23 protein-coding genes and 2 pseudogenes are annotated in these 20470 nt (G+C 58.8%); 11 read left to right on the top strand and 14 right to left on the bottom strand.

Annotation, left to right across the window (positions count from 1 at the left end):
- Positions 1 to 2 precede the first annotated feature (2 nt).
- The 3 genes and pseudogenes from NOV72_RS10745 to NOV72_RS10730 all read left to right on the top strand — a co-directional run.
- Positions 3 to 932 (top strand): phosphatidate cytidylyltransferase, encoded by a 930-nt coding sequence (locus NOV72_RS10745; RefSeq protein WP_106854559.1) that lies wholly within the window; start codon positions 3 to 5, stop codon positions 930 to 932.
- A gap of 173 nt (positions 933 to 1105) precedes the next feature.
- Positions 1106 to 2779, top strand: coding sequence for a long-chain-fatty-acid--CoA ligase (locus NOV72_RS10740; protein ID WP_106854558.1), 1674 nt, complete (start codon positions 1106 to 1108; stop codon positions 2777 to 2779).
- A gap of 481 nt (positions 2780 to 3260) precedes the next feature.
- Positions 3261 to 3488 (top strand): annotated as a pseudogene (locus NOV72_RS10730) (integrase core domain-containing protein); the annotation flags it as partial.
- A 31-nt stretch (positions 3489 to 3519) separates the two neighbouring features.
- Here NOV72_RS10730 and NOV72_RS10725 read toward each other — a convergent pair.
- The 5 genes and pseudogenes from NOV72_RS10725 to NOV72_RS10705 all read right to left on the bottom strand — a co-directional run.
- Positions 3520 to 4403, bottom strand: a pseudogene (locus NOV72_RS10725) (IS5 family transposase); the annotation flags it as partial.
- 201 nt (positions 4404 to 4604) lie between these two features.
- A complete protein-coding gene (locus NOV72_RS10720; protein WP_106854556.1) occupies positions 4605 to 4808 on the bottom strand; it encodes a DUF3562 domain-containing protein in 204 nt (67 codons plus the stop codon).
- Positions 4809 to 5329: 521 nt separating this feature from the next.
- Positions 5330 to 5956, bottom strand: coding sequence for a hypothetical protein (locus NOV72_RS10715; RefSeq protein ID WP_106854555.1), 627 nt, complete (start codon positions 5954 to 5956; stop codon positions 5330 to 5332).
- Between the two features lie 16 nt (positions 5957 to 5972).
- Positions 5973 to 6215, bottom strand: coding sequence for a phage baseplate plug family protein (locus NOV72_RS10710; protein ID WP_245932984.1), 243 nt, complete (start codon positions 6213 to 6215; stop codon positions 5973 to 5975).
- Between the two features lie 48 nt (positions 6216 to 6263).
- Entirely contained in the window at positions 6264 to 7016 is a 753-nt protein-coding gene (locus NOV72_RS10705; RefSeq protein WP_106854554.1) for a hypothetical protein, read from the bottom strand.
- 134 nt (positions 7017 to 7150) lie between these two features.
- On the opposite strand from NOV72_RS10705, the gene NOV72_RS32980 reads away from it, so the two are divergent.
- Positions 7151 to 7285 carry a hypothetical protein gene (locus NOV72_RS32980; RefSeq protein WP_281261804.1) on the top strand — a complete coding sequence of 45 codons (135 nt, stop codon included), beginning with the start codon at positions 7151 to 7153 and terminating at the stop codon, positions 7283 to 7285.
- 12 nt (positions 7286 to 7297) lie between these two features.
- Here the strand turns inward: NOV72_RS32980 and NOV72_RS32700 are convergent, their stop codons facing one another.
- The 3 genes from NOV72_RS32700 to NOV72_RS10695 form a co-directional block, all read right to left on the bottom strand.
- Positions 7298 to 7657, bottom strand: coding sequence for a hypothetical protein (locus NOV72_RS32700; protein WP_146149986.1), 360 nt, complete (start codon positions 7655 to 7657; stop codon positions 7298 to 7300).
- Positions 7570 to 7938, bottom strand: coding sequence for a phage tail tip lysozyme (locus NOV72_RS32695; protein WP_106854553.1), 369 nt, complete (start codon positions 7936 to 7938; stop codon positions 7570 to 7572). Before NOV72_RS32695 ends, NOV72_RS32700 begins: the two co-directional genes overlap by 88 nt.
- Before the next feature lie 123 nt (positions 7939 to 8061).
- Complete coding sequence (locus NOV72_RS10695) at positions 8062 to 8280, bottom strand: anti-CBASS protein Acb1 family protein (RefSeq protein WP_245932983.1); 219 nt, start codon at positions 8278 to 8280, stop codon at positions 8062 to 8064.
- Positions 8281 to 8342: 62 nt separating this feature from the next.
- Between NOV72_RS10695 and NOV72_RS32245 the strand changes: the two genes are divergently transcribed.
- Genes NOV72_RS32245 through NOV72_RS10680 form a run of 3 tightly spaced genes read left to right on the top strand, consistent with a single transcriptional unit; the run spans position 8343 to position 9663 of the window.
- Positions 8343 to 8498, top strand: coding sequence for a hypothetical protein (locus NOV72_RS32245; protein WP_181290979.1), 156 nt, complete (start codon positions 8343 to 8345; stop codon positions 8496 to 8498).
- A gap of 45 nt (positions 8499 to 8543) precedes the next feature.
- Positions 8544 to 8714 (top strand): excisionase, encoded by a 171-nt coding sequence (locus NOV72_RS10685; protein ID WP_106854551.1) that lies wholly within the window; start codon positions 8544 to 8546, stop codon positions 8712 to 8714.
- Positions 8704 to 9663: an Arm DNA-binding domain-containing protein gene (locus NOV72_RS10680; protein WP_106854550.1), complete on the top strand. Its 960-nt coding sequence runs from the start codon at positions 8704 to 8706 to the stop codon at positions 9661 to 9663. Before NOV72_RS10685 ends, NOV72_RS10680 begins: the two co-directional genes overlap by 11 nt.
- 1062 nt (positions 9664 to 10725) lie before the next feature.
- On the opposite strand, the gene NOV72_RS31895 is transcribed toward NOV72_RS10680, so the two are convergent.
- Positions 10726 to 11181 (bottom strand): hypothetical protein, encoded by a 456-nt coding sequence (locus NOV72_RS31895; protein ID WP_146149984.1) that lies wholly within the window; start codon positions 11179 to 11181, stop codon positions 10726 to 10728.
- A 107-nt stretch (positions 11182 to 11288) separates the two neighbouring features.
- Positions 11289 to 12245 (bottom strand): DUF4365 domain-containing protein, encoded by a 957-nt coding sequence (locus tag NOV72_RS10665; protein ID WP_106854547.1) that lies wholly within the window; start codon positions 12243 to 12245, stop codon positions 11289 to 11291.
- 316 nt (positions 12246 to 12561) lie between these two features.
- Here NOV72_RS10665 and NOV72_RS10660 point away from each other — a divergent pair, with 316 nt between their 5' ends.
- Positions 12562 to 13128, top strand: coding sequence for a hypothetical protein (locus tag NOV72_RS10660; protein ID WP_106854546.1), 567 nt, complete (start codon positions 12562 to 12564; stop codon positions 13126 to 13128).
- A 199-nt stretch (positions 13129 to 13327) separates the two neighbouring features.
- Here the strand turns inward: NOV72_RS10660 and NOV72_RS10655 are convergent, their stop codons facing one another.
- The 3 genes from NOV72_RS10655 to NOV72_RS10650 all read right to left on the bottom strand — a co-directional run bounded on the left by NOV72_RS10655 (position 13328) and on the right by NOV72_RS10650 (position 14939).
- Entirely contained in the window at positions 13328 to 13720 is a 393-nt protein-coding gene (locus NOV72_RS10655) for a hypothetical protein (RefSeq protein ID WP_106854545.1), read from the bottom strand.
- Positions 13721 to 14067: 347 nt separating this feature from the next.
- Positions 14068 to 14385 (bottom strand): hypothetical protein, encoded by a 318-nt coding sequence (locus NOV72_RS31890; RefSeq protein WP_146149982.1) that lies wholly within the window; start codon positions 14383 to 14385, stop codon positions 14068 to 14070.
- A gap of 53 nt (positions 14386 to 14438) precedes the next feature.
- Complete coding sequence (locus NOV72_RS10650) at positions 14439 to 14939, bottom strand: hypothetical protein (RefSeq protein ID WP_106854544.1); 501 nt, start codon at positions 14937 to 14939, stop codon at positions 14439 to 14441.
- Positions 14940 to 16469: 1530 nt separating this feature from the next.
- Between NOV72_RS10650 and NOV72_RS10645 the strand changes: the two genes are divergently transcribed.
- The 3 genes from NOV72_RS10645 to NOV72_RS10635 all read left to right on the top strand — a co-directional run bounded on the left by NOV72_RS10645 (position 16470) and on the right by NOV72_RS10635 (position 18818).
- Positions 16470 to 17198, top strand: coding sequence for a HEPN/Toprim-associated domain-containing protein (locus NOV72_RS10645; protein ID WP_106854543.1), 729 nt, complete (start codon positions 16470 to 16472; stop codon positions 17196 to 17198).
- Between the two features lie 210 nt (positions 17199 to 17408).
- Positions 17409 to 18095 carry a HEPN/Toprim-associated domain-containing protein gene (locus NOV72_RS10640; protein ID WP_106854542.1) on the top strand — a complete coding sequence of 229 codons (687 nt, stop codon included), beginning with the start codon at positions 17409 to 17411 and terminating at the stop codon, positions 18093 to 18095.
- A gap of 126 nt (positions 18096 to 18221) precedes the next feature.
- The gene (locus NOV72_RS10635; RefSeq protein WP_106854541.1) at positions 18222 to 18818 is read left to right on the top strand and encodes a hypothetical protein; all 597 of its coding nucleotides are present in this window, start codon (positions 18222 to 18224) and stop codon (positions 18816 to 18818) included.
- A 398-nt stretch (positions 18819 to 19216) separates the two neighbouring features.
- Here the strand turns inward: NOV72_RS10635 and NOV72_RS10630 are convergent, their stop codons facing one another.
- On the bottom strand, positions 19217 to 20386 hold the full coding sequence (locus NOV72_RS10630; RefSeq protein WP_106854540.1) for a DUF4236 domain-containing protein: 1170 nt from the start codon (positions 20384 to 20386) through the stop codon (positions 19217 to 19219).
- Positions 20387 to 20470 lie beyond the last annotated feature (84 nt).

Below are 20470 nucleotides of genomic sequence, written 5' to 3'. Positions count from 1 at the left end.
CCATGCCGCACGTATTCTGGATCACCATCGTGGGCGTACTCGCCCTGCTCTGTCTCTTCACGATTGCGGGAGCCGTGCTGCGCGTGAAGTACGGCGCGCAGAACACGACGATCGTCAACATGAACCAGCGCATCTCGGCGTGGTGGGTCATGATCGCCGTGGTCACCGTCGCGCTCTGGCTCGGCCCTTACGCGACCCTGTTCCTGTTCTTCATCTGCTCGTTCTTCGCACTGCGCGAATTCATCACGCTCACGCCGACCAGGGCGGCCGACTACTGGCCGCTCGTGCTCGCCTGGTACGTCGCATTGCCCGTTCAGTACCTGCTGGTCGCGATTCACTGGTATGGCCTTTTCTCCATCTTCATGCCGGTGTACATGTTCTTCGTGCTCCCGGCGGCCAGCGCGTTCGCGCAGGATACGACGAATTTTCTGGAGCGTAACGCCAGAATCCAATGGGCGCTGATGGTATGCGTGTATTCGTTGAGCTACGCGCCGGCTCTTCTGCTTCTGCCCTTGCCTCACTACTTTGGCAACAACGGGCCGCTGTTGCTGTTCTTCCTTCTGGTCGTGCAGTCGAGCGATGTGTTCCAGTATGTCTGCGGCAAGCTGTGGGGCAAGCGCAAGCTCTCTCCGCTCGTGAGTCCTTCCAAGACATGGGAAGGCCTGATCGGCGGCGGCGCGCTCGCCATCGGCCTCGGCACGCTGCTCCATGGTCTCACGCCGTTCAATCTCTGGCAGGCTGCGTTGATGTCGGCGGTCACGGTGACTGGCGCCTTCATCTGCGGCCTCGTGCTCTCCGCCGTCAAACGGTCGATGGGCGCGAAGGACTGGGGCATCATGATCGCGGGCCATGGCGGCATGCTCGATCGCGTCGATTCGATCTGCTTTGCCGCACCGGTCTTCTTTCATCTCACACGCTACTTTTTCACTTGACGATGGGCAACGCATTCGCGAGATTCGCCGCTCGAAGAAGTCTTAAAAAGTGATACTCAAGGCGGTATTGCGTAGCACTTCGTTTCCTTATTCCACTGTTCATATGCTTCGGTCCACAACTCTGAAGTCCTCGAATCTCCCGCGACGCGAAGACCGAAGCATCCATTAAGAGCATGAACAAGATCTGGCTTGATTCCTACCCGCCCGGCGTGCCAGCGGAAATCGACATGAACCGCAACGGCTCGATCGCCGAGTTGTTCGAAGCGAGTTTTTGCAAGCACGGCGCGAGGCCCGCGTTCGCGTGCATGGGCAAGTCGATCAGCTATGCGCAACTGGATCAGCTCTCGCAGCGGCTTGCTGCGTGGCTTCAATCGAAGGGTCTCGCGCGGGGCACGCGTGTCGCGATCATGATGCCCAATGTGCTGCAATACCCGGTCGCGCTCGTGGCGATCCTGCGCGCCGGCTACGTGGTCGTGAATGTGAACCCGCTCTATACGCCGCGCGAACTGGAGCACCAGCTCAAGGACAGCGGAGCCGAAGTCATCATCGTGCTCGAAAACTTCGCGGCTACAGTGCAGGCCGTCGTGGCGAATACGTCGATCAGGCATGTGGTGGTTGCATCGATGGGCGACTTGCTCGGCCCGAAAGGGCTCCTGGTGAACTTCATGGTTCGGCGGGTGAAGAAGATGGTGCCCGCCTGGCATCTGCCCGGCCACACGACGTTCAGGACTGCACTCGCCAAGGGCGCACGATTGCCGTTCACGCGCGGCAATGCGAGTCCCGACGATCTCGCGTTCCTCCAGTACACGGGCGGAACGACCGGTGTGTCCAAAGGCGCAATGCTGCTGCATCGCAATCTGATCGCCAACCTGCTGCAGACGCAGGCGTGGCTCGAACCGGCGCGTGCACAGCGCGCCGATATCGCGCAACTGACCACGGTCGGAGCCTTGCCGCTCTATCACGTGTTCGCGCTCACCGTCTGCGCGCTGCTGACCATCCACACCGGCGGCTTGACCGTGTTGATCCCTAACCCGCGCGATCTGGGCGGCATGATCGATTCGCTGCGCGGCTACCGCATCACCATGTTTCCCGCCGTGAACACGCTTTACAACGCGATGCTGGATCATCCGGATTTCGACAAGCTCGACTTCTCGCAGTTGTTCGCGGTCGTCGGCGGCGGCATGACGGTGCAAGAAGCCGTGGCGAAGCGCTGGTTCGAAAAGACGGGGGTGCCGATTATCGAAGGCTACGGGCTCACGGAGACGTCGGCGTGCGTAATCTGTAATTCCCCGGTTTCGACGGCATACAGCGGCGCGATCGGCCTGCCGTTGCCCTCGACCGAAGTGTCGATCCGCGATGACGACGGCAATGAACTCGGGTTCGGCCGACCCGGCGAACTGTGTATTCGCGGCCCACAGGTGATGGCAGGCTACTGGAAACATACGGAAGAAACCGCCAAGGTCATGACATCGGACGGTTTCTTCAAGTCAGGTGATATCGCCGTGATGGACGAAAGCGGCCTTCTGAAGATCGTCGATCGCAAGAAGGACATGATTCTCGTCTCAGGCTTCAACGTCTATCCGAACGAGATCGAAGATGTGGTGGCCGGGCATCCGGGCGTGTTCGAAGTGGCGGCGGTAGGCGTCCCCGATCGCCACTCCGGCGAGGCCGTGAAAATTTTCGTCGTCCGCAGAGATTCCGCGTTGCGTGAGACCGATCTGTTCGACTGGTGCAAGGACAGACTCACCGGCTACAAGCGCCCAAAGCTCGTCGAGTTCCGCGAGGCGCTGCCCAAGAGCAATATTGGCAAGATCCTGCGACGCGAACTCCGCGACGGGCAGGCTTGATAGTTTGGAATAGCACCCTGCGGTCCGATACGAGTCGCGCTTCCTGATCGCTCGTTAGCGTCCGCAGTATCGGCATGACGCTGCGGCGTCCTGAGTCCGCTGGGCTCACTGCTAGCGACGGCCGGCACGTTTTCGTGTGCTTCCGGGCCTTCCGTGGTTGCATTCGGTGGCCGGACGGTTTGGTCCCGACCAATCGATTCCCCGGAGAATTTCGACACGGCATCGCGTGCCGAAATTCTTGCCTTCGGCAATGCGCTGGCCGAGTCGGAAAAAATCAGCGATGGCGATTTCGTCGGTCGAGCGTATCCGTGCCAAATTCTGGCGGCGACTGACGGCAGGGTACAGAGCGGCATCGTCGAACTGTGCGAATAGTGCGGCTTTCTGCGTGAAGGTCTGCAATCAGGCCGATTTCATCAACGCTGCGAAGGCGTTCTCGGTAGAAAGCGACAGTGAATATCGAGACTGGTTCGTGCAGGCCCGGAACGTTTCGATGAGCCGTCGCGCTAACGCATGGGACAACGCGCCGATGGAAAGCTTCTTCAAAACGCTTAAGGTCGAGAGGATTTATCAGGTTCACTACGAAACGCGCGCTCAGGCCCGTCTGGATATCGTCGACTGGGTCGAGGGCTACTACAATCGGGAACGCCTGCACACCTCTATCGATTTCTGCACTCCAATCGACTGCGAGGCTAGATTGATCGCTGCATGATTTGCTGTACGTGGAAACGAGGCAGGGTCACCGCGCGTGCATCGTTTTGCGCCACGTGCGGTGTCACGTTGTTCTCGCGGCACGTCGCCACGAATCCGGCCGTATCGTAGTTCTTGTCGGCACCGACCGTTATAGTCGTACCGGCAAATCGCGCAGCATCCGCAAGCATTTCCGCGGCCGCATCCCGTTCGGCCGTGCCGTTGGCCTGCGTGACTTGTGCGTTCACCACGAGACCATGCCGATTATCGGTCAGCACGTGACCCATGTAACAAAGCAGCGCGCCCGTGCCACGACTCTTGCGAAACAGGCGCGCTTGAGTGTCCGTGCTGGATTCATGCGTATCGTTGCTGCGCTTCTCGCCGCGCCAGTTCTCCTGCGAGCCGCCTCCGCCCTCAGGCGGCGAATCGTCATCCGACTTTGTCTTGGGCATGAAGCTCTTGTGTCCCGCCCACGCCTGAATGAGTGTGCCGTCGACGCTAAAGTGCTCGCCCGACAGGTGACCTCGACGCGAGCCGTCTCGACAGTCTCGTTGAACAAGCTGACCATGACATCGTGGACCATCAGCCGGTCGCGGTTCTTGCTGAAGGTGGAGTGGTCCCAGACCGCATCGTCCATCGCCAGTCCGACGAACCATCGAAACAGCATGTTGTAGGAGATTTGCTCCATCAGCATGCGTTCGCTGCGAATCGAATACAGCACCTGCAACAACAGCGCGCGTATCAGTTTCTCCGGCGCGATGCTCGGGCGACCGCCCTTGGCCTCGCTCTCGTACATGCGCGAAAACACCTCGTCCATGCGCGTGAGCGCCTCGTTCAGCCACAGGCGAATCGGTCGCAGCGGATGATTGGCCGGAACGAAATCGTCCAGTCTGGACATCGTGAACATCGATTCAGTGTAGCTGTCGGGGCCGCGCATCGCTTCCGTCTCTGTGTCGTTCGATTCTTTAAATCAACGTTTCTCCCTTGCGCAAGGATGACCCGCGAAGAGGGTATTTCAACGGCCTGTTAATCAATTGAAGCGACTTCGTGCGTCATTTATGGGAAGGATTTTAGGTAAAGCAACCGCATAGCAATCGACCTACGCGGCCGCGATGCGGAGTCACCCGCACCCTGCACGTCAACATCCCTGCTTTGCAGATGGACGCGCCTTTAGGTCTTCGCGTACGCGTCTCGCCGCGAGCAACGGAACGAAATCCATAATTCGAGCGTCACGCTTCATATCCATAGCAACAGCCGTGTACAAGTCCGCGACCAACTCTTCCGAGTGATTTGTCGCAAGCGCGATCTCGTGCACAATCATCGATACATCATTCTTTTTCATGAGCAATCTCCGTGATTTAGATTTGATAATCAGTAGCATGCCTAATCAGTTGGCAATGTGCGCCACTTTGCTTTGAGCCAGTGCGGTTGGCCCGGAAAATTATCGTCTGTGGTCGAGCAATGCGCGAACAGCCCGAATAGTCGCTTGGTGTGGGCCTTAGCGACCTGTCTCTGACTTCAAGTATAGGAATCTTCGCGGGAAAACCCTGCGACGTGCCGCCGCATGTGGCGCGAATTAGACTAAACGCACGACTCGAACGTCCTCGCGAGTCGCCCCAAAAATCTGGCTAGTGGCCTCTCGGCGATTATGGCTATCAGCCGACCCGATACCACGGTATCGCCCGCACAGGTTTTCGCTGGTCGTCATGCTCTTCACAGGCGCGCCCCATGTCACATTCAGAACGAATGCAGCCTGATGACGAATTCGGAGGTCGCTGCCATGAGGCCATGGAATGGCGTGGAAGCGCCGCGCAGCAAGTCGGACATCGCTCGACATGCATGTGCCGACATCAGGAGAAGTCGCTAACCGCGCATACCCGTCTCGGCCGACAGCGTCGCCGGCGGAAAGTCCGGAGCGCCGCCGTTGGGCCAGATGTGCGGCATGCCTTGATCCAGCAAGACGAGCGTCTGCGTCGCGCCCGCCACGCGCCCGATTTGATCCATCAGCGTGCCGGCCAGATACTGCCCGGAAATCTTCGCGCTCACGCCGTGATTCCGGAACGCGTAACCCGCCTGTCTCGCCAGCCCGCCGATGATACTTGCGACGTCCTGCGGCTCGGGATAGGCGTTCGGCGGCGCGGCCTGAATCCGCTGTAGAAAGCCGCTCGACGAATTCACGACGAACGACACCTCGGGACTGCCGCTGAAGTCGGTGACCGCCAAATACATCGTGCCCACGAAGATAGTGTTCATGAGTCCGTTGCCACCGCTAGCAACATTGCCCACCGCGATCGTCACCTGATCATCGCGCACAGCAATGCCCGTCAGCCCCCGCGCCGCCAACACGCCCATATCTGCCAACTTCATGCCGTTGTTCGCGAGACTCACCTGCCCACGATGACCCGCCAGATCGAGAACCTGCGAACCGTTAGGGAAAGTCGTCTTCGCGAGCGCAAAGGTCACGTCGATGCGGCACTTGGCGAACGGCATCGCATGCTCTTACGGCTTAACCTCGACATACGGCAGTTGCCAGCGCGCGCAGGCCGCTGTACTGCGGATCGTCACTGCCAGCGGTATCAACGAACGCGAGGTCTCCGGTGAACGCGAGATACGTTTCGTGCACCAGATACACGTGATTGCGGCACAACACGCCCGCCATGACAAGCTTACCCGCGACATACAAGTCGAGGTATAGACCCGTGCGCTTCTGATAGACGGCAAGCCCGCACGATTGCTGAGCGAGGGCCACGGACAAGCGCTGCGACGGCGTCGCTGCCAGCGCGGGATCGTCGGCATGTCAGGCGAACACGCCGGAGACAGCGGACTCGAGCGAGGTCGCCACGCCGGAGAACCCCTGCGTGAGTTGCGTCGCTGCCGTCGTTTCGATCTTCTCAACCGACTGCTGCGCGTTCGCGAACATGGCGTGCATGCTGGCTGCCGCCTGCTGCACCGGCGTGAGCCGATTGGTCGGCGTAGGTAGCTCCGCCGCGGTGCAGACCCACCCTTGGATTTGCGGATCGTTGCCCGACGGCTGCGCGGTGTTCGAATACGACGCCTGCGCGCTCGTGCGGATTTCGGTCAGGTGAATTTCCGCGACGATCAGCGACAGACCCGCTGAGCTGCGGCGCTGGTAGTCAAGTCGGTCCAGGTTGTAGCCGCGATACGTCTCGTCGGGCGTCGTGACGTTCACCAGCGTGAGCGACCCGAGCAGAGACCCCAGTTCGAGCAAGAACACGTCGCGGCGCAACGTCAGTTCCTGCGGCTGCGCCACCTTCTTGTACGAGGCGAACGCGCCCTGCTCGACCGGATAGGAGGCAACGCGCTGCTCGCCGCGAAAGCCGAGATCGACCACCGCATCGGGCGTCACGAGCGCGTTTCCCTGATCGTCACAGAGGATCCATTGCGGTGTGTCGCCCGGCAGCCATCCGAAGTAGTCGGGCCCCTGCAACGCCTGAGTCACGCCGGTGAGCACACCTACCGCTAGCGGCAAGCGGTTGAGGTCCGGCACGCCTGCCACCGGCGGCACGTCGGGAAACGGAATCAGCGGCATAAAACCTCCTACGGCGATTCGAGCCCGTCGGGCCAAGAATTTTGAGATACGTCCGATGGAGACCAAACCCCTTTCATCTCAAAATTAATCCTGTCCGAAACGCAACCGAATCACGCAACCGAGGTGAAACAGTCATGAGCCCCTTCTTTCTGATCGATGTCGCCGCACTCTCCCGCCAAGCTGACCTGCCGCGCAATCCCGTCCAGGAAGCAGTCCCGACGACGATGATCGAGACGCTGGTACGCCTGCTCACTTCACTGTTTCATTAATCGATGTTCGCGTTACATGAATCGGCAAGACTGCGGCATGTCGCGCGAACTCAGGTCATGCCCCACGCGCCCTGCGCGATCAGCCCGTTCTGTTTCAGCTCGTCGCGCACCGGCCACCACGGCGTGCCCGTCGCTCGTATCGGTACCATAGACGTTGACCGTGCCGATATGGGTCTGCACGCGGTTGTGGCTGTTGACGGCTGACGATCCGCCGGCGCTTGCCGGATAGGCTGCGGCCATCATCGGCGCCGCTGTCGGCACGGCCGCGCCTCCCGTCGAGCGGTTCAACGAGGCATACGACTGGCTCGCTGCCGCCGAACGCTTGGCCTTCTCCTCCTCGACGTGCAGAGGGCGCTCGTATTTCGCCGACACGATCGCACCCGCCTCACCCGCTGATCGCGCTTGCCGAAGCGCGCGTCCCGCCCCTGCTCGCGCCCGCGCGTGAGTTCGTGATTCTCGAACTGCAGTTGCTCCTCGAGCGTCGACCCACGGATCTCGTGACCGAACACGCGTTTGAATTCGCCCTGCCGGTCGGGATGCCACTGGCCGATACCGTAGGCTGCACCGTTGTCACCGGTGATGTCGGGGCGCAGGCCGCTCTCGATGTTGAGGTTCGCCGCGAGGCCCGCCGCCTGCTCACGCAACCAGCCCATTTTCGTGGAAGCCGCCGCCGCTGACTTCGTATTTCCGGGGCTTGCCGATCCTGATTCCGTCGTGCCAGTCGGCAGCTCGGTGGCGCTCGCATTCGTCGACACGGCGTTCTCGCGGGACTCGCGTCATGGGCCATCGTACCGTCCGGCGCAAGTTCGGGTTTCCACCTTGCGCATGTTGGCCAGTTGCTCTTCCGACGGCGTCCACAGTGGCACATAGCTGAAGCCGATGTCCGCATCGATCGCGCCGAACTGCGACAACTGAATCACGTTCAACAGACGCGACAACGGCGCGGTGAAGAGCGCTTCCTGTTGCGCCTCGATCCACGCATAGAAGGTGCGCAAACGACTCGCAATCGTTCGGCACCAGAGCGTAAATGGCGTTACCCCACTTACGGAGCAAACGCATGAACGCCAAAGACAGCACCACGCAACACACCATCGCGCTGGACGCGCATCCCCTTGTGATCGGCCACGCCACGCAGGTGGACACGCAGACGATCGCCTTCGATCACCACCGGCTTGACCCACACGGGGACGGACCTTGCGGGGCGGCGCGCTGACACGATCACGCTTGCATTCCATCGACACTATAAGGATCACTTATCATACGCACGCAACCGGCTAACCCAGCCAAGCAAACGGCAAATGCGAACTACGTGACGATTCCGCTGGCCGCCGCCCTCACCGGTCTCTCCGAGAAAGCCATCCGCCGCAAGATCGAAGAAGGCCGGTCGATCGAGGCACGCGAATACCGGCGCGCGCCGGATGGCCGGTAGAACAACAGGAGGCATAGAAGTCCGCGCGACCTCCATTCGCCTGAGCTTCACAGCAGACGGCGTGCGCTATCGGACCACGCTCATGATCGACGGCGTGGCGGTGCCGCCGACGCCGGCGAACATCAAGTACGCCAACCGGCTCATCGGCGAAATCTGCACGCGCATCAAAGCCGGCGCCTTCGACATGGCCGAGTACTTTCCGCAAGGCGCCACGCCGGTCAAGCGACTGTCGGCGTCGCACGCGCCGGCGATCGGCGCGCCGCTCGAGCCACCGCTGAAACCACCACGGACGCACGAGGCGGTGCCGCAGCCGGCTGAAGAATCGCCGGAAAAGCCACCTCGAACGAAGCGAAGAACAAAGGGCGATGCGAGCGCCGAGCCCACCATCGAGAGCTGGCTCACGCAATGGCTCGACATGACGCGCATCGAAACTTCCACGCGCATCGGCTACGACGCCGCCGTCAAGTTCTGGTGCCACGCGTCCTGCGACAACCGAGGTTGTAAGCTGGGCACACTGCCGCTCGCCGCGCTCAAGCTCTCGCACATCCTCACCGCCATCGCCAGCCGCCGCGAACTCTCCGGCAAGACCATCAACAACTACGTCTCCGTGCTGCGGTTGGCGCTTGGCGTCGCCGTCGCCGTCGCCGATCAGCTCATGCCGACCAACATCGCCGAAGCCGTCTCGCGCGCCAAGCATCAGCGCCAACCGACCGATCCGTTCTCGCGCGAGGAGTCGGAAGCGATCATCGCCGACGCGGCGAACGTCGACCCGCAGATCCACAACTACATCGAAGTGTGGTTCTGGTCGGGGCTGCGCACGTCCGAGATCAACGGGCTGGAATGGCGCTTCGTGGATTTAAGGACAACACGATCGCGATCGAACGTGTCTTGGTGGCCGGCGAGGAGAAGAACCGCACCAAGACGGCGGAGGCGCGACTCGTGCGCCTGAAAAGCCGCTCGCACGCCGCCTTGCAGCGTCAACGCGCCTTCACGCAAGTGGCCGGCGGACGCGTGTTCCAGGACCCGCGCACGGGCAAACCATGGCACAGCGAGGAGGCGTTCCAGCGCGTGTATTGGGCGCGCATCCTCAAGCGACTGGGGCTGCGCTCGGCGCCCGTACAGCATGCGTCATGCCCGCCACCAGCATGCTGATGGCGGGCATGACGCCCGCGTTCTGCGCGTGCCAGGTTGGTCACACGGTCGAGATGTTTCTGCGAATCTACTCACGGTGGCTTGACGGAGCCAGAACGATGCCGAGATGGCTCGACTGGAAAACGCTCTATTGCCCCCGAAAAGCCCCCGAAGCAGCGAGTCGGCGTCATAGACTGTGCCGTTAGATAAAAGGCGTCCGCGAATTAAAGCATAAGCTGTCCGTTCATAGGGCTCTCGCGGCGGCTGCGATCGCGGCAGGAAAGCATAACTTGGCCTATCGAACAGGATTCAAGCATAAAGTGTCTAAACGAAAATCTCCTTGCGGGGCGGGCTCATTTCGCAACCGCCGGAGAGCGAAACCGCGCTCGCATAGATCACGGCCGCACAGGTAGCCGACGTACCGACTGATAGGCTCGTGGGACGCTTCGTGCCAGCTTTTCCAATATAGACGAAGACGAACAGATCTCTCTCAATTCCGGTCGGTCGCTCTTCGAGTTCGGTCAGATTCTGGCCGACATGCTCGCGCCCCGCCCGGTCGTGGAGATCCTTTTTGCTCCGTCGCGTTACAGCGATTCCCAGTCGAGCAAGTGATCGCGCTTCTCCGGCCGGCCTTCGGACGTCGTGTCGTTGGCACCACCTCGGACGTACATCCGCGTTTTAGCAAATTGAGAACGGCTCGGGTTGGACGGGCGTCAGCGCTCAATACGTATGTGCAAACGGTTTCGAAAACCGGCTCCGGTTAGCCGGCTCCGTATAAGATGCATATCTTTTCGGCCGCGAAGCTGGCGAACAGGTGGGCACCTTTCTGTCGCGAACGCGAGATCCACGAACCCAGCGTCACAAGAAAAGGCTGCCGCGTCTATGCGCGGCAGCCCTTACGGTCTTCGTACTGAATGAGCCAGCTATGCACCGCTTGCCAAGGGTCGCCTTTCGCCCGAAATGTCAGGAAATAAGGTCTTTGTCGGGCGAGCCAAAGATAAAACAGGAACATTGGCTGTCCAGTCGTTTTATCGCCATCCCATAGCGCCCACGCCCGTTGAACTTCAGCCTTCGCGTCATCTTTCCTGATTCGCTTCTTCGGCTTCATCTCATAACAGTCCAGCCACGCGTCAAGGGAGTCGTCCGGCAGACCACCATCGGTCATCCGACCTGGACTCGGGCGTTCGATATACATCGCGCCGCTTGGCGTTTGCCGGATAGCAGCGCACCACGAACACCACCTTTCCCCATCAATCGAAACCGGCTCAGCACCATCGGGGCGCGGCTTATCTGTGCGTCCGCAAGAGGGACAATGAGATTCGATTTTGGCTTGCATGTTGAATCCGTCAAGGCAACGTCCTTGCGCATTGTAGCGACCCGTCCGCGATGGCTCGTTACTCGTTCACCGTCGAACGCAAACGATTGACATCCCGTCCGGTAGATTTACGAGGTGTGGTGGCCAAGGGCGGTTGGCAAGAACCACTCGCGCCACACATCTTCATAGGTCTTTGGCAGCAACGCAAGGGATCGCCACAGTTCGAACACATCGTTCCGCTTCCACGCGGCCTGCTCCTCCTCGGGAAGCGCGGCGAATACCGCGTCTTCAGGATGGAAGTAGTGCGGCCGACCCTCCATCAAGAAACGCCGGAGACCTTTCGCATGGTATGGAATCGGGTTGCACATTTCAGTGTCGTCCCAGAAATCGTACTCGGAGTTCCGCCCTCCGAAGTAGCGAGCGAGCTCTTCCCAGTTGCCTTCGGCGGCCCACTGTAGCTCGGAGAACTGGTACGTAAATCGTTGGAAGGCTGCGAGCAGCTTTGGTCGCTTCGCATACCAGCGCAGGGCAATAATGCCTCTCGCGCTGCCGATGTCGTTTGCTACGGGAACATGCACCGTGCGATGTCCCTTCGTTCGATAGTCATCGTGTCGCGGAATCAGGATCTTGTCGATGTAGTCATTCAGACAGACGAAGCAACAGCGCCGGGCTTTCAGATCCGCGATGACCAACAGGACGGGAACGCCAATGCCCATTCGCTCGACGGTCACTAACTCCGTTGTCTCAAGTGAGAATCGGTAGGTGTCAATCGTCGCGACCTTGTCTTTGCGGTCGAGCTGCTCGCGCGCCTTCTCGACATTGCCGCGCGCGTATATGTCAAGGGAGCCGATATCTGGATCGTCGATGCTCTTGAGTTGCACGAAGAAGTGCTCGCCCAGCGTTTCGTGCATAGGCCGCCTCCCCTCCACTGGCTCCAACGTCTTGAATACCTCGACGCTGTAGTCCAGACCGTAGTCGGGCCGGTACTCGCGAAGAATCCAAGACTTTGGAAGTTTCTCGCGAAGGAGCTGTTGTCCCTCTTGGTCGATGATGTGCTGATCCGGTCTTCTTTTGGCGGTAGGCATAAGCTTTAGTTTAACATCGGCTAATCGCGTCCCAGGAGTCTCCGGCGATGATATTGCACGACTGCAACTACAGTAGGAGCGGTTGTCAAACGCCTTCCATCGACTGAGCAGGTTGATGGCTACCTTTCGCCGACTCTTTGACGTAAGGCCTGTACGTTAGTCGATGCCCGGCTCGGACCGCGACCTTTCCCATCGCCTCGCGCGCGTCGGCCCAACAAAAAAGGCGTCAACCCATCGAGCTTTTATCGGGCACCGGATTCCAGTTATTCTTGGGCAACAATTACGATTTTCCTGCGCATCGGGCGCTCACCATATCATGAACTTTCTGGACGCGGCATTTACCCAACTGGCTTTCGCAGCCAAGCTACTCGAATACGTTGAACAGGGAAAACTGAACCTTGGCGAGCTTGACCAGCCCCTGACAATTGAAGGACCAGGCATCTGGGTTCTACCCGACCGGATTTTCGACTCGGCTGACGATTTGCACCTGGCTTGCGCCAACCAACTGTCCGTTGCATTCGGTGCTGCGGCGATCACGCTAAATCGGTGTAGAGAAGAATTTGAGGCAGCGACCGGAGTGTCTTTGCTGGCGCGCAACGGGAACCTACCGGAAACCGAGGACGAGCACTTCGCAGAACTCGTCTGCCAAATTCGGAACGCGTTCGCTCACGATATTTCGGAGCCGCGCTGGGAGATACGAAATCCGGCTCGGCGGCGTCAGTATCTTGTGGACCGCATAGAGGACAATGCAAGCAAGTTCATCAGGGCCAGTATCACGGTTGACCTGACCGATCTGCACGGACAGCGGTTTGACTATGCGCACATCGGCGGCATTGAGACCCTTCACCACCTGCGTGAATTCGGTCGGCGGCACTGGGGATGACGACTCTGGATCGCCAAGTCCCCGCGAGTCTTGGCCGCTGGCCTCGCCTCGTAGCCCCGAGATGCAGCCATATTGCCCTGTCCCAGACTACCGCCTGATAACAAAATGGCACCAGCGCGATGCGGGTGTTTGACGCTCGGGAACTTGGGACATCCGCCAGGTTCGTCCCTGCGCGCTCGATCACCCGCAGGGACGATGCTCAGGAGGCCAACTGCATAGCTTCGGAGATGAAAAATTGCCCCGCGGCGTCCGGTTCATTTGGGTCCGGCTCAACCCAGGCCGAAGGCATTGGCAGGGAGTTCGGTGTCATATCGACACAAAGCGATTTAGCTACATGCTCACCGTCGCCGGTGTAAAACGCCATCGGAACTCGTCCTTCCTGCCGCCACTTTTCCACTGCTCCCCAGATTACCGGGACAGCTAACTCCGCAAGCCAACAGACCTGAACGTCGCCAAACTGAAATTGAATCAGCATCAGTCTGATTTCGCCAATATAGCCAACGATAACGTGCGACGGGCTGCAATCCGTCTTGATGCGGTCGGCGTCAGAGGATTGGAACCGGCACGTCAACACCGGAGTGGCATCCGACATTTCGACCGTTCCCTCGGGCCTTCGGTCGAAACAAGACAATGGTACCAAGCCGGCAGTTGCAATGGACTCTCTACGGTCGCCAGTCACGTTAATACTTGCCATATTGCTTCACCCTATTACTAGATTTCGTTGGAGCACGACCAAAGTGCTCACAGATTTTGCTCCGCAACAGCGATCCGCGATGCGCTTCCTCAATGGCCCAGATGCACTGGGTCTGGATTGCCAATCACCTCGGTGAGGTTGTCCACGCTCATCGCCCAGATGTCTGTACGAACTTCGAATCCAACTTCTTCAATCCTTTGCGTGCAACGAAAAAAACCGGCATGACACATTCCTATGTATTGAGATTAAGAACACGCCGCCCGCTTTGCGCGGTAGAAGGCGCGTCGACGATCGAGCTGAATCAAACGTCGCCTAATGTATAACGCGATTGGAGGGGCATGACGGGTCGAGAAACTCCCGAGTGGAACGGGAGATTTTTGCGGGGCAAAATACTGCTGCAGATGCAAGGCATTTTTCGATGCCGGTACGCCGAGTTTCTTCGCATCACGAGCAACTTTCTTTGCCGTAGTCCTTTTCGCCGCCGCCTTCTCGGCGATTTCGACCACGCCACCCGGTTGCAGCAGACGGCGGCCAGTCGAAATCCCCACGTTGCACGGCGTCATTGTGGCGCGTTGGGCGGTCGTGGCCTCATTGCGACCCCATGAGGGGAAGCGATTTAACAAGCGACTTGCCGTTCGGTCACGACTTGGAGGGACACGCACCCATCGTTCATTGCGAACCCAAAAATCTTTCGCATATGCAGGTAAAATTTATAGAAGTCATCATCCCCGAGCGCCTTAATCGGCTCGTCCCATTCAGCGAAATCAGCCGCCAACTTTGCGGAGACAACCGGGCCAATGATTCCTTCGCCTCGCCACCGAAACAGTTCGCGAAACGGTTTCGGGTCATCCTCAGGCGGCATCCCACAATCATAGCCAACGAAAGCGGCGAGCTCGTTCAGGTTCACGAAAAAATCGAGCCTGCTTTTGAAGCCAAACCGACCGTCTTCCTCGTACATATAGACGGCGCCGGCTTCGAGCCCGTCGGCAAGGCATGGCCAATCAGTGTTTACTTCTACTTCGACCGCGTCTACCTCAAAGTGTGACCGTCGAAAATCATCATCAACGATTCCGTTGAACTTCTGAAGGCCCTTGCATGCGACAAACACTACGGACATCGGTTCTACTCCCTTTGAATGGATGGACAGCACGCCGCCGGCTCAAAAAGGCCAACTTCTCGGTGCGCTGAAGATCAAGGGAACGGCGAAACCTGTGCGCCTCTCGCTTAAGACAGAGAGGGCTAACGAAGAACGTAATGAGAGCAGTCGTGACGTAAAACATGTATTGGCAGAAAATTTTCAATCTTCGTGATCTTTTTTGAAAAATCCCAGCAACAGACTTCTCGAGAATCGATCGATTAAGGTATGAGTTGAATTCTAAGGGCAGAGCATTACAGTTGAAAAGCTTTCTGGCGCTTGAAAAGACCATGTGAAATACTCGGTGCGAAAAATCTCCGATCAATTACTAATCGATATTCCGATTAGAGTAATTGCTCTAAACGAGGTTGCGAGCGCACATCGAAGCCTGCAGTGCCGTCGGGCTTCGGCGAACGCAGGCAAGCGAAGGTTGATTGGGACAATCGCGTTGCGATCGGCCGCGGGGACGAACCGGCGCAGAATTCTTGTTCGTTGGGGGGTTGTCTTCGTGTCGCGCAGATCGTTGATGCGGTTGGAGCAGGACCGACAGGTCATGCTGTCGTCGCCACGCCCGTTTCGTCTCGCTGACCCCGCAACCAGGGACGGCGCTTCTTCGCTCTCATGCGCCTACTTCGCCGGCGCCTTTTTACCTGCCCTGCTGTAGCGCTCTTCTTCGCCTTTTGCCTTATTCGCAGCTGCCGACCTCGACACCGCATGCCTGGTTGCCGGCTTTTTTGGCGCCACCCACTTCGCCGCCGCCCGCTTCGTCCAGGCCCGCGTCGTGGCTGCTGTTTGTCACGGCGCTCTTCTTCGCTGGATCGCCTCGATAGTCACCAGCGGCACCGCGCCGGCAGCGTCAGAAACCCCGCCGGGATACGACATGAGCCGCGCCCCATTCTCGCGAGAGTGTGCGGCATTTGCGCGGGGCCGAGAGCTAGCGCGATCGCCGTTCATGGCGGACTGTCACACGAAGTGCCATCTCCACATCGCCGCTCGCAAGCAGGGCATGACGACCCGAGCATGCAGCCGTCTTCGCGATCGGCGCGCGCTGTCAGCGCAACAACCGCCTACTGCAAAAACACCGCTTATTTACAGGGAGATTTTTCATTAAAATCGCCTATTTGTGGAATTTATCACATTAATTACTTGTAATTGTAGAATTTCGTGTTATAGTACACACATCGAGCGCTACAAACCATGCCCCCCCGAGGATGCGAATAATCAGTGGCGCGAAAGCCTTTAACCATCATCGCGTCGCCTCGCGCTGAGCCCTTTACTCCGTTTCATCAATGAAAGAAGTCTTGCGTTTCCCTTCGAAAAATGCGACCCGCGCTTTCCGCCGGGTGCCGACCGACTGATCTCGCCCAGATCGCGCCCTTGAGCACGCCACGTTTGCGTGCGGTTTCGACACAGCCGTCGAGACACGAGGACGTAAACGCGCAGAGTGATGCCCTCCGATTCGGAAAACACCTCTGTTTCGTCGTCGCATTTTTCATTTGCAGAGGTAAACGCATGACTTGCAGTTCAACAATCACGATTGGTGGTTATCCGCTGACCACGATGCGCCGTTCATACACTGTGTGGGAGCGCTTCAGGCCGGAGGACAGAATCATCCGGTCCCGACGAAAGGACCAGCGCAATCCCCACCTTCAGGGCTTGCCCACAACCCAACTGGAAGCCCAGCAGCTCGAGATTGATTTCGCATATTCCGTGACCGCCGATGTTCTCCGCCGGCGTCTTGGGCGCGCAGGCTTCACTCGGTCAACGTTGGAGCAGGAGTTCCTGAAGCACTACCAAGCGGCTTGTGGGGAGTCAGGAAACATGTTTTTTAGCAGCTATCCCGATGCCGAAAGGGCACACGCTCGTGCTGACGCATTCCGAGCTGCCACGCTGGACGATTGGCTCGAGGCGCTCACGAAGGCCATCAAGGAAGGCGTGACTTTCGTCTCGCGACGGTGCACAACGCCCACCAACGTCCTCGTGGACATCATCACCGGCTCGGACCATCCGACCAGTGACGACCTCTTGCCACAGCACTGCCTTTCCGGGTTCCCGTGCACCTCGATAGACAACATGGCGGTGGCTCTCTTGGAGGTCACCCCGGGCAACGCTGTATGCGAGCAAGAGGTGTCCTTGTTTGTCCAATATCAAGGCGACACAACGTTCGACGACCTTAGGCTTCGCAAAAAGAGCTGCCATCAAGAGGACGACGCCACCTGCCACTTCGCGGATGACATCTGACATCGGGCCGGTTTAGTCGATGACAGTCCCTGGCCGCTCATTGCTCGGTCGACGCATCGGCTAAACGCACCGGTCGCGGGTTGCAACGCGGACCCACCACGCGTCTCATACATCTAACAAGGCTGCTGCTCTTGTAGCGCGGATCGCACGATTGCTTCGCCGCTTCCGCCAATGCAGCACTCGTTCGGAAACTGAATAAAGGAAACTGAAATGGATTGCATCGTACACGCCACTATCGGGGGCTTTCCGATTGCAAGCACTGTCAACAGCTACAACCGCTGGCGCTTCCGGCCCGAAGACCGAATCATTCGGTGCCGGCGAAGGGACCAGCGCGACCCGCTCATCTACGGTACGCCCATCGACGAGCTAGATGCCGAAGTAGTCGATACGCAATTTGTATACTCGACCACTGCGGATACTCTTCGTCGACGGCTCGGGCGTGCCGGCTTCAACCGCGCATCGTTGGAGAAAGAGCAATGGGAATACTACGAAAGAGTCTGCCACATGTCGGAGGGTCGAAATCTCCACTTCACCGGCGAATCCGCCGAGGCGCACGGTGGCGCGTTCTCTGACGCGATGCTCGACGACTGGCTCGATGCTTTGGCGCACGCGGTAAAAGATGGCGTGACTCCAGCTCGACGGGCTGCGGAAGGATTCAAGCCTACGGGCAATCCGCTCGTGGACATCATCACCGGGTCTGATAAGCCGCCGTTCGAGGAACTTGAACCTGAACATGGTCTCATTGGATTTCCGTGCAGCAGCTTCAACAACTTGGCAGTTGCTTTGCTCGAGGTCACTGCCGGAAACCCAGTGTGCGAGTTGGATGTGACGTCGTTTATCCTGCATCGAGGCGACATCACCTTCGATGACATGCTGGGTCGGCGGGACGAATACTGAACGCAGCGTGCGCGATCCAAAGTCGCGCATGTTTTTCCGTGCCAACGATCGCCAGCGAGAACTCACGTATTGACAAGATAGTTGACGAACTCGCCTGGCATCTCTCGCAATCACACACGCAACATCATGAGCACCATAGAACCTAACCAACAAGCTGCCACGAACACTCACAACGAAGTAGCAAAAGCCATTATCGATTTCATGACCGACTGTGGCCTCGGAGACGCCCACGTGAACGCGGGCCACCTGTTTCTCGCGTTCGAATTTGCGTACAGGCCGCTACCGAGATTTTGGCGCGACTTCGACATGCCAGCGCTCGTCGAAGCCATCTCAGAGCGTTTTCCCGATTGGCGTTCTGCCGTGCAGAAGCCGAACTGGAGTGCTGATGATGTACTGCGCGAAGTCCAAGAAATTCTGCATTCCAATGCATTCGACGAAGCAAATGCTGAGATGATGTTGGGTGTCGCCGAAGAAGCTCGTCCAACTGAATGGCAAGCAGCCGCCGATTGGATATGCGAAGAGCTTCGCAAGCGGAAGCTCGGAGCAGAGCTGAGATTCGCCGAACGGCTTGGCAAGCGCTGCGGCGAAGGCGCCCTGCAGGAATTGCATTGCCTCGAGTGCATTGCAAATGGGGTTGAGTTCGAACGAATCGGAACTAGCGTCGCCCGGACCTGGCGCAACCGGGTGTTGGCTGAGCGGCAAACGGACGGCTGCAACGCCTGAGAGGACCGGGGCAATCTGACGATGGGATTGTGGCGTTTGCGCATCGTCCCGGCTGCGCTCCATTTCTGCATTCGTGTCGCGTGGCTGCGCTGCGAATCGCGCGATCTTTGAGAACAGCCGCACCCCGGATTGCAGCTACGCCCCGACGACAGGCTGCGTTCATCACCGATTGGAAAGGCGCGGTCATCTTTGGCGATTTCTTTGCTGGCTTCGGCTTTGTTGGATGCACCATTCTTTGCCGCCACCCTATTTCCGACACCTCTCGAACCTCAGCCGCCTGCGGCTCCGAAGCCTCGGCTCCCGCGCCCCCGCCGGAAACAATCGCTCGCTCTGCGACAAAGGGCAACCAGGACAGACGTCGGTTTTCGACTCTTTCATGTTGCCACAATCTCCTCAAGTCAAATTCGTACGCGACGACCGATGGATGCGCTTGCGGAACTTTGTCCGTATCGGCCAAGCTGTGACAACGAGTCCGCGAAAGACCCAGCCGTGCCAACTCTCGAGAACTGGTAGAGCTCTTGTATGCCTTGCGCCGACGACAACTGTAGCTCTTCGTACTGTGCTATCGGAATCTGGCGATTGTCCTTGAAACGGCGGTCTGGCGAGCCATTCTTGTTGACGAAGCGCCAAGTTTGTCCGACGACCTGAGAGTCGGACGGGACCCCGTCTGTCTCAATGAACCTTGTCAATCGTGCGCCCACACCCAACAACTCGTACGTACACACAGCCACCTGTTTCCCGCTGACTATGAAGATGCGATCCGGGTAGAAGTAGAACGTATTGGAGCCTGCCGACAACCAAGGCACGTCGATGTTGCATTTAACATGCTTGACCCCTCCCGTGCCAAGTGATGCAGTCTTACGCTTGAGCGTCTCCCCTGCGCCAGCGTTATATCGTCCGTCAAGCACTCGTCCGCTTGCCAAAATACGCCATGATGCGCGGCAACTCCGCAGCTCTTCAAAGGCACTCAGAACATGTTCGTACGTCTGTGCTGCGCTGTCGTCAAAATCGAAAAAGAGCACGATGCTTCGGCGGGCTTCATCCCACATGTACAGCCAAAAGCACCCGATGCCAACGACTATCGACAGTACCGCCAGCACGCCAACCAAAACCGTGTTGGGATCGCCGTCAGCCTGTAGCACTTTCAGCCAAAGCGCAGCAAGCAGTAGGAGGGGCCAGTACCAGACGGCGAACTTGCTCCGCTTAGTGTTGATCTCCTCAACCAAGTCCGCGGAATCGGTGTCGGAAAGTTGTCGAATGTCGGCCGACTGAATGACTTCGAGCGGTGCGACAGTAGCGCTCCCGCTGGGAATGAATCGCTGGCCCTGACGAGGCTCCGCGTCTTCGGAAGACCGAGGCGTTGGCTGAGGGAGAGGTGCGGGACGAGGGTTCCGTGAACCAAGCGACGTGCGGTAGGTGAATCCACCGCCAGACATTGATACGTAATTGCCGCGCGGCCCGGTACCAATCCTGAATCCCGGCACGCCAACAGACACCCCAACGCCAGAACCGGAGAGATTGAAGCGGAACGGCCCCGCCTTAACCGATTTTCTGAATGACAACCCCATGACGACGCCCCGTATTGACCTATTTTTTGGCGAAGTATCGCATACAAGGGCAGCAACCACTAACGCTTTCGTGGCTTGAAAGTT

This window comes from Caballeronia novacaledonica, assembly GCF_900258035.1.
GTDB classification, from domain to species: Bacteria; Pseudomonadota; Gammaproteobacteria; order Burkholderiales; family Burkholderiaceae; genus Caballeronia; species Caballeronia novacaledonica.
This window is presented reverse-complemented; position numbering and strand designations above follow the sequence as displayed.

Excerpts from the sequence above, each read along its gene's own strand:
- NOV72_RS10645 (WP_106854543.1), top strand. The coding sequence starts at position 16,470 with ATGACTTGCAGTTCAACAATCACGATTGGTGGTTATCCGCTGACCACG.
- NOV72_RS10680 (WP_106854550.1), top strand. The coding sequence starts at position 8,704 with ATGGCCGGTAGAACAACAGGAGGCATAGAAGTCCGCGCGACCTCCATT.
- NOV72_RS10665 (WP_106854547.1), bottom strand. The coding sequence starts at position 12,245 with ATGCCTACCGCCAAAAGAAGACCGGATCAGCACATCATCGACCAAGAG.
- NOV72_RS10640 (WP_106854542.1), top strand. The coding sequence starts at position 17,409 with ATGGATTGCATCGTACACGCCACTATCGGGGGCTTTCCGATTGCAAGC.
- NOV72_RS10740 (WP_106854558.1), top strand. The coding sequence starts at position 1,106 with ATGAACAAGATCTGGCTTGATTCCTACCCGCCCGGCGTGCCAGCGGAA.
- NOV72_RS32695 (WP_106854553.1), bottom strand. The coding sequence starts at position 7,938 with ATGGGCTGGTTGCGTGAGCAGGCGGCGGGCCTCGCGGCGAACCTCAAC.
- NOV72_RS31890 (WP_146149982.1), bottom strand. The coding sequence starts at position 14,385 with ATGACGCCGTGCAACGTGGGGATTTCGACTGGCCGCCGTCTGCTGCAA.
- NOV72_RS10660 (WP_106854546.1), top strand. The coding sequence starts at position 12,562 with ATGAACTTTCTGGACGCGGCATTTACCCAACTGGCTTTCGCAGCCAAG.
- NOV72_RS10635 (WP_106854541.1), top strand. The coding sequence starts at position 18,222 with ATGAGCACCATAGAACCTAACCAACAAGCTGCCACGAACACTCACAAC.
- NOV72_RS31895 (WP_146149984.1), bottom strand. The coding sequence starts at position 11,181 with ATGCAAGCCAAAATCGAATCTCATTGTCCCTCTTGCGGACGCACAGAT.
- NOV72_RS10630 (WP_106854540.1), bottom strand. The coding sequence starts at position 20,386 with ATGGGGTTGTCATTCAGAAAATCGGTTAAGGCGGGGCCGTTCCGCTTC.
- NOV72_RS32245 (WP_181290979.1), top strand. The coding sequence starts at position 8,343 with ATGAACGCCAAAGACAGCACCACGCAACACACCATCGCGCTGGACGCG.
- NOV72_RS10745 (WP_106854559.1), top strand. The coding sequence starts at position 3 with ATGCCGCACGTATTCTGGATCACCATCGTGGGCGTACTCGCCCTGCTC.
- NOV72_RS32980 (WP_281261804.1), top strand. The coding sequence starts at position 7,151 with ATGAGCCCCTTCTTTCTGATCGATGTCGCCGCACTCTCCCGCCAAGCT.
- NOV72_RS10650 (WP_106854544.1), bottom strand. The coding sequence starts at position 14,939 with ATGTCCGTAGTGTTTGTCGCATGCAAGGGCCTTCAGAAGTTCAACGGA.
- NOV72_RS10655 (WP_106854545.1), bottom strand. The coding sequence starts at position 13,720 with ATGTCGGATGCCACTCCGGTGTTGACGTGCCGGTTCCAATCCTCTGAC.
- NOV72_RS10715 (WP_106854555.1), bottom strand. The coding sequence starts at position 5,956 with ATGCCGTTCGCCAAGTGCCGCATCGACGTGACCTTTGCGCTCGCGAAG.
- NOV72_RS10705 (WP_106854554.1), bottom strand. The coding sequence starts at position 7,016 with ATGCCGCTGATTCCGTTTCCCGACGTGCCGCCGGTGGCAGGCGTGCCG.
- NOV72_RS10720 (WP_106854556.1), bottom strand. The coding sequence starts at position 4,808 with ATGAAAAAGAATGATGTATCGATGATTGTGCACGAGATCGCGCTTGCG.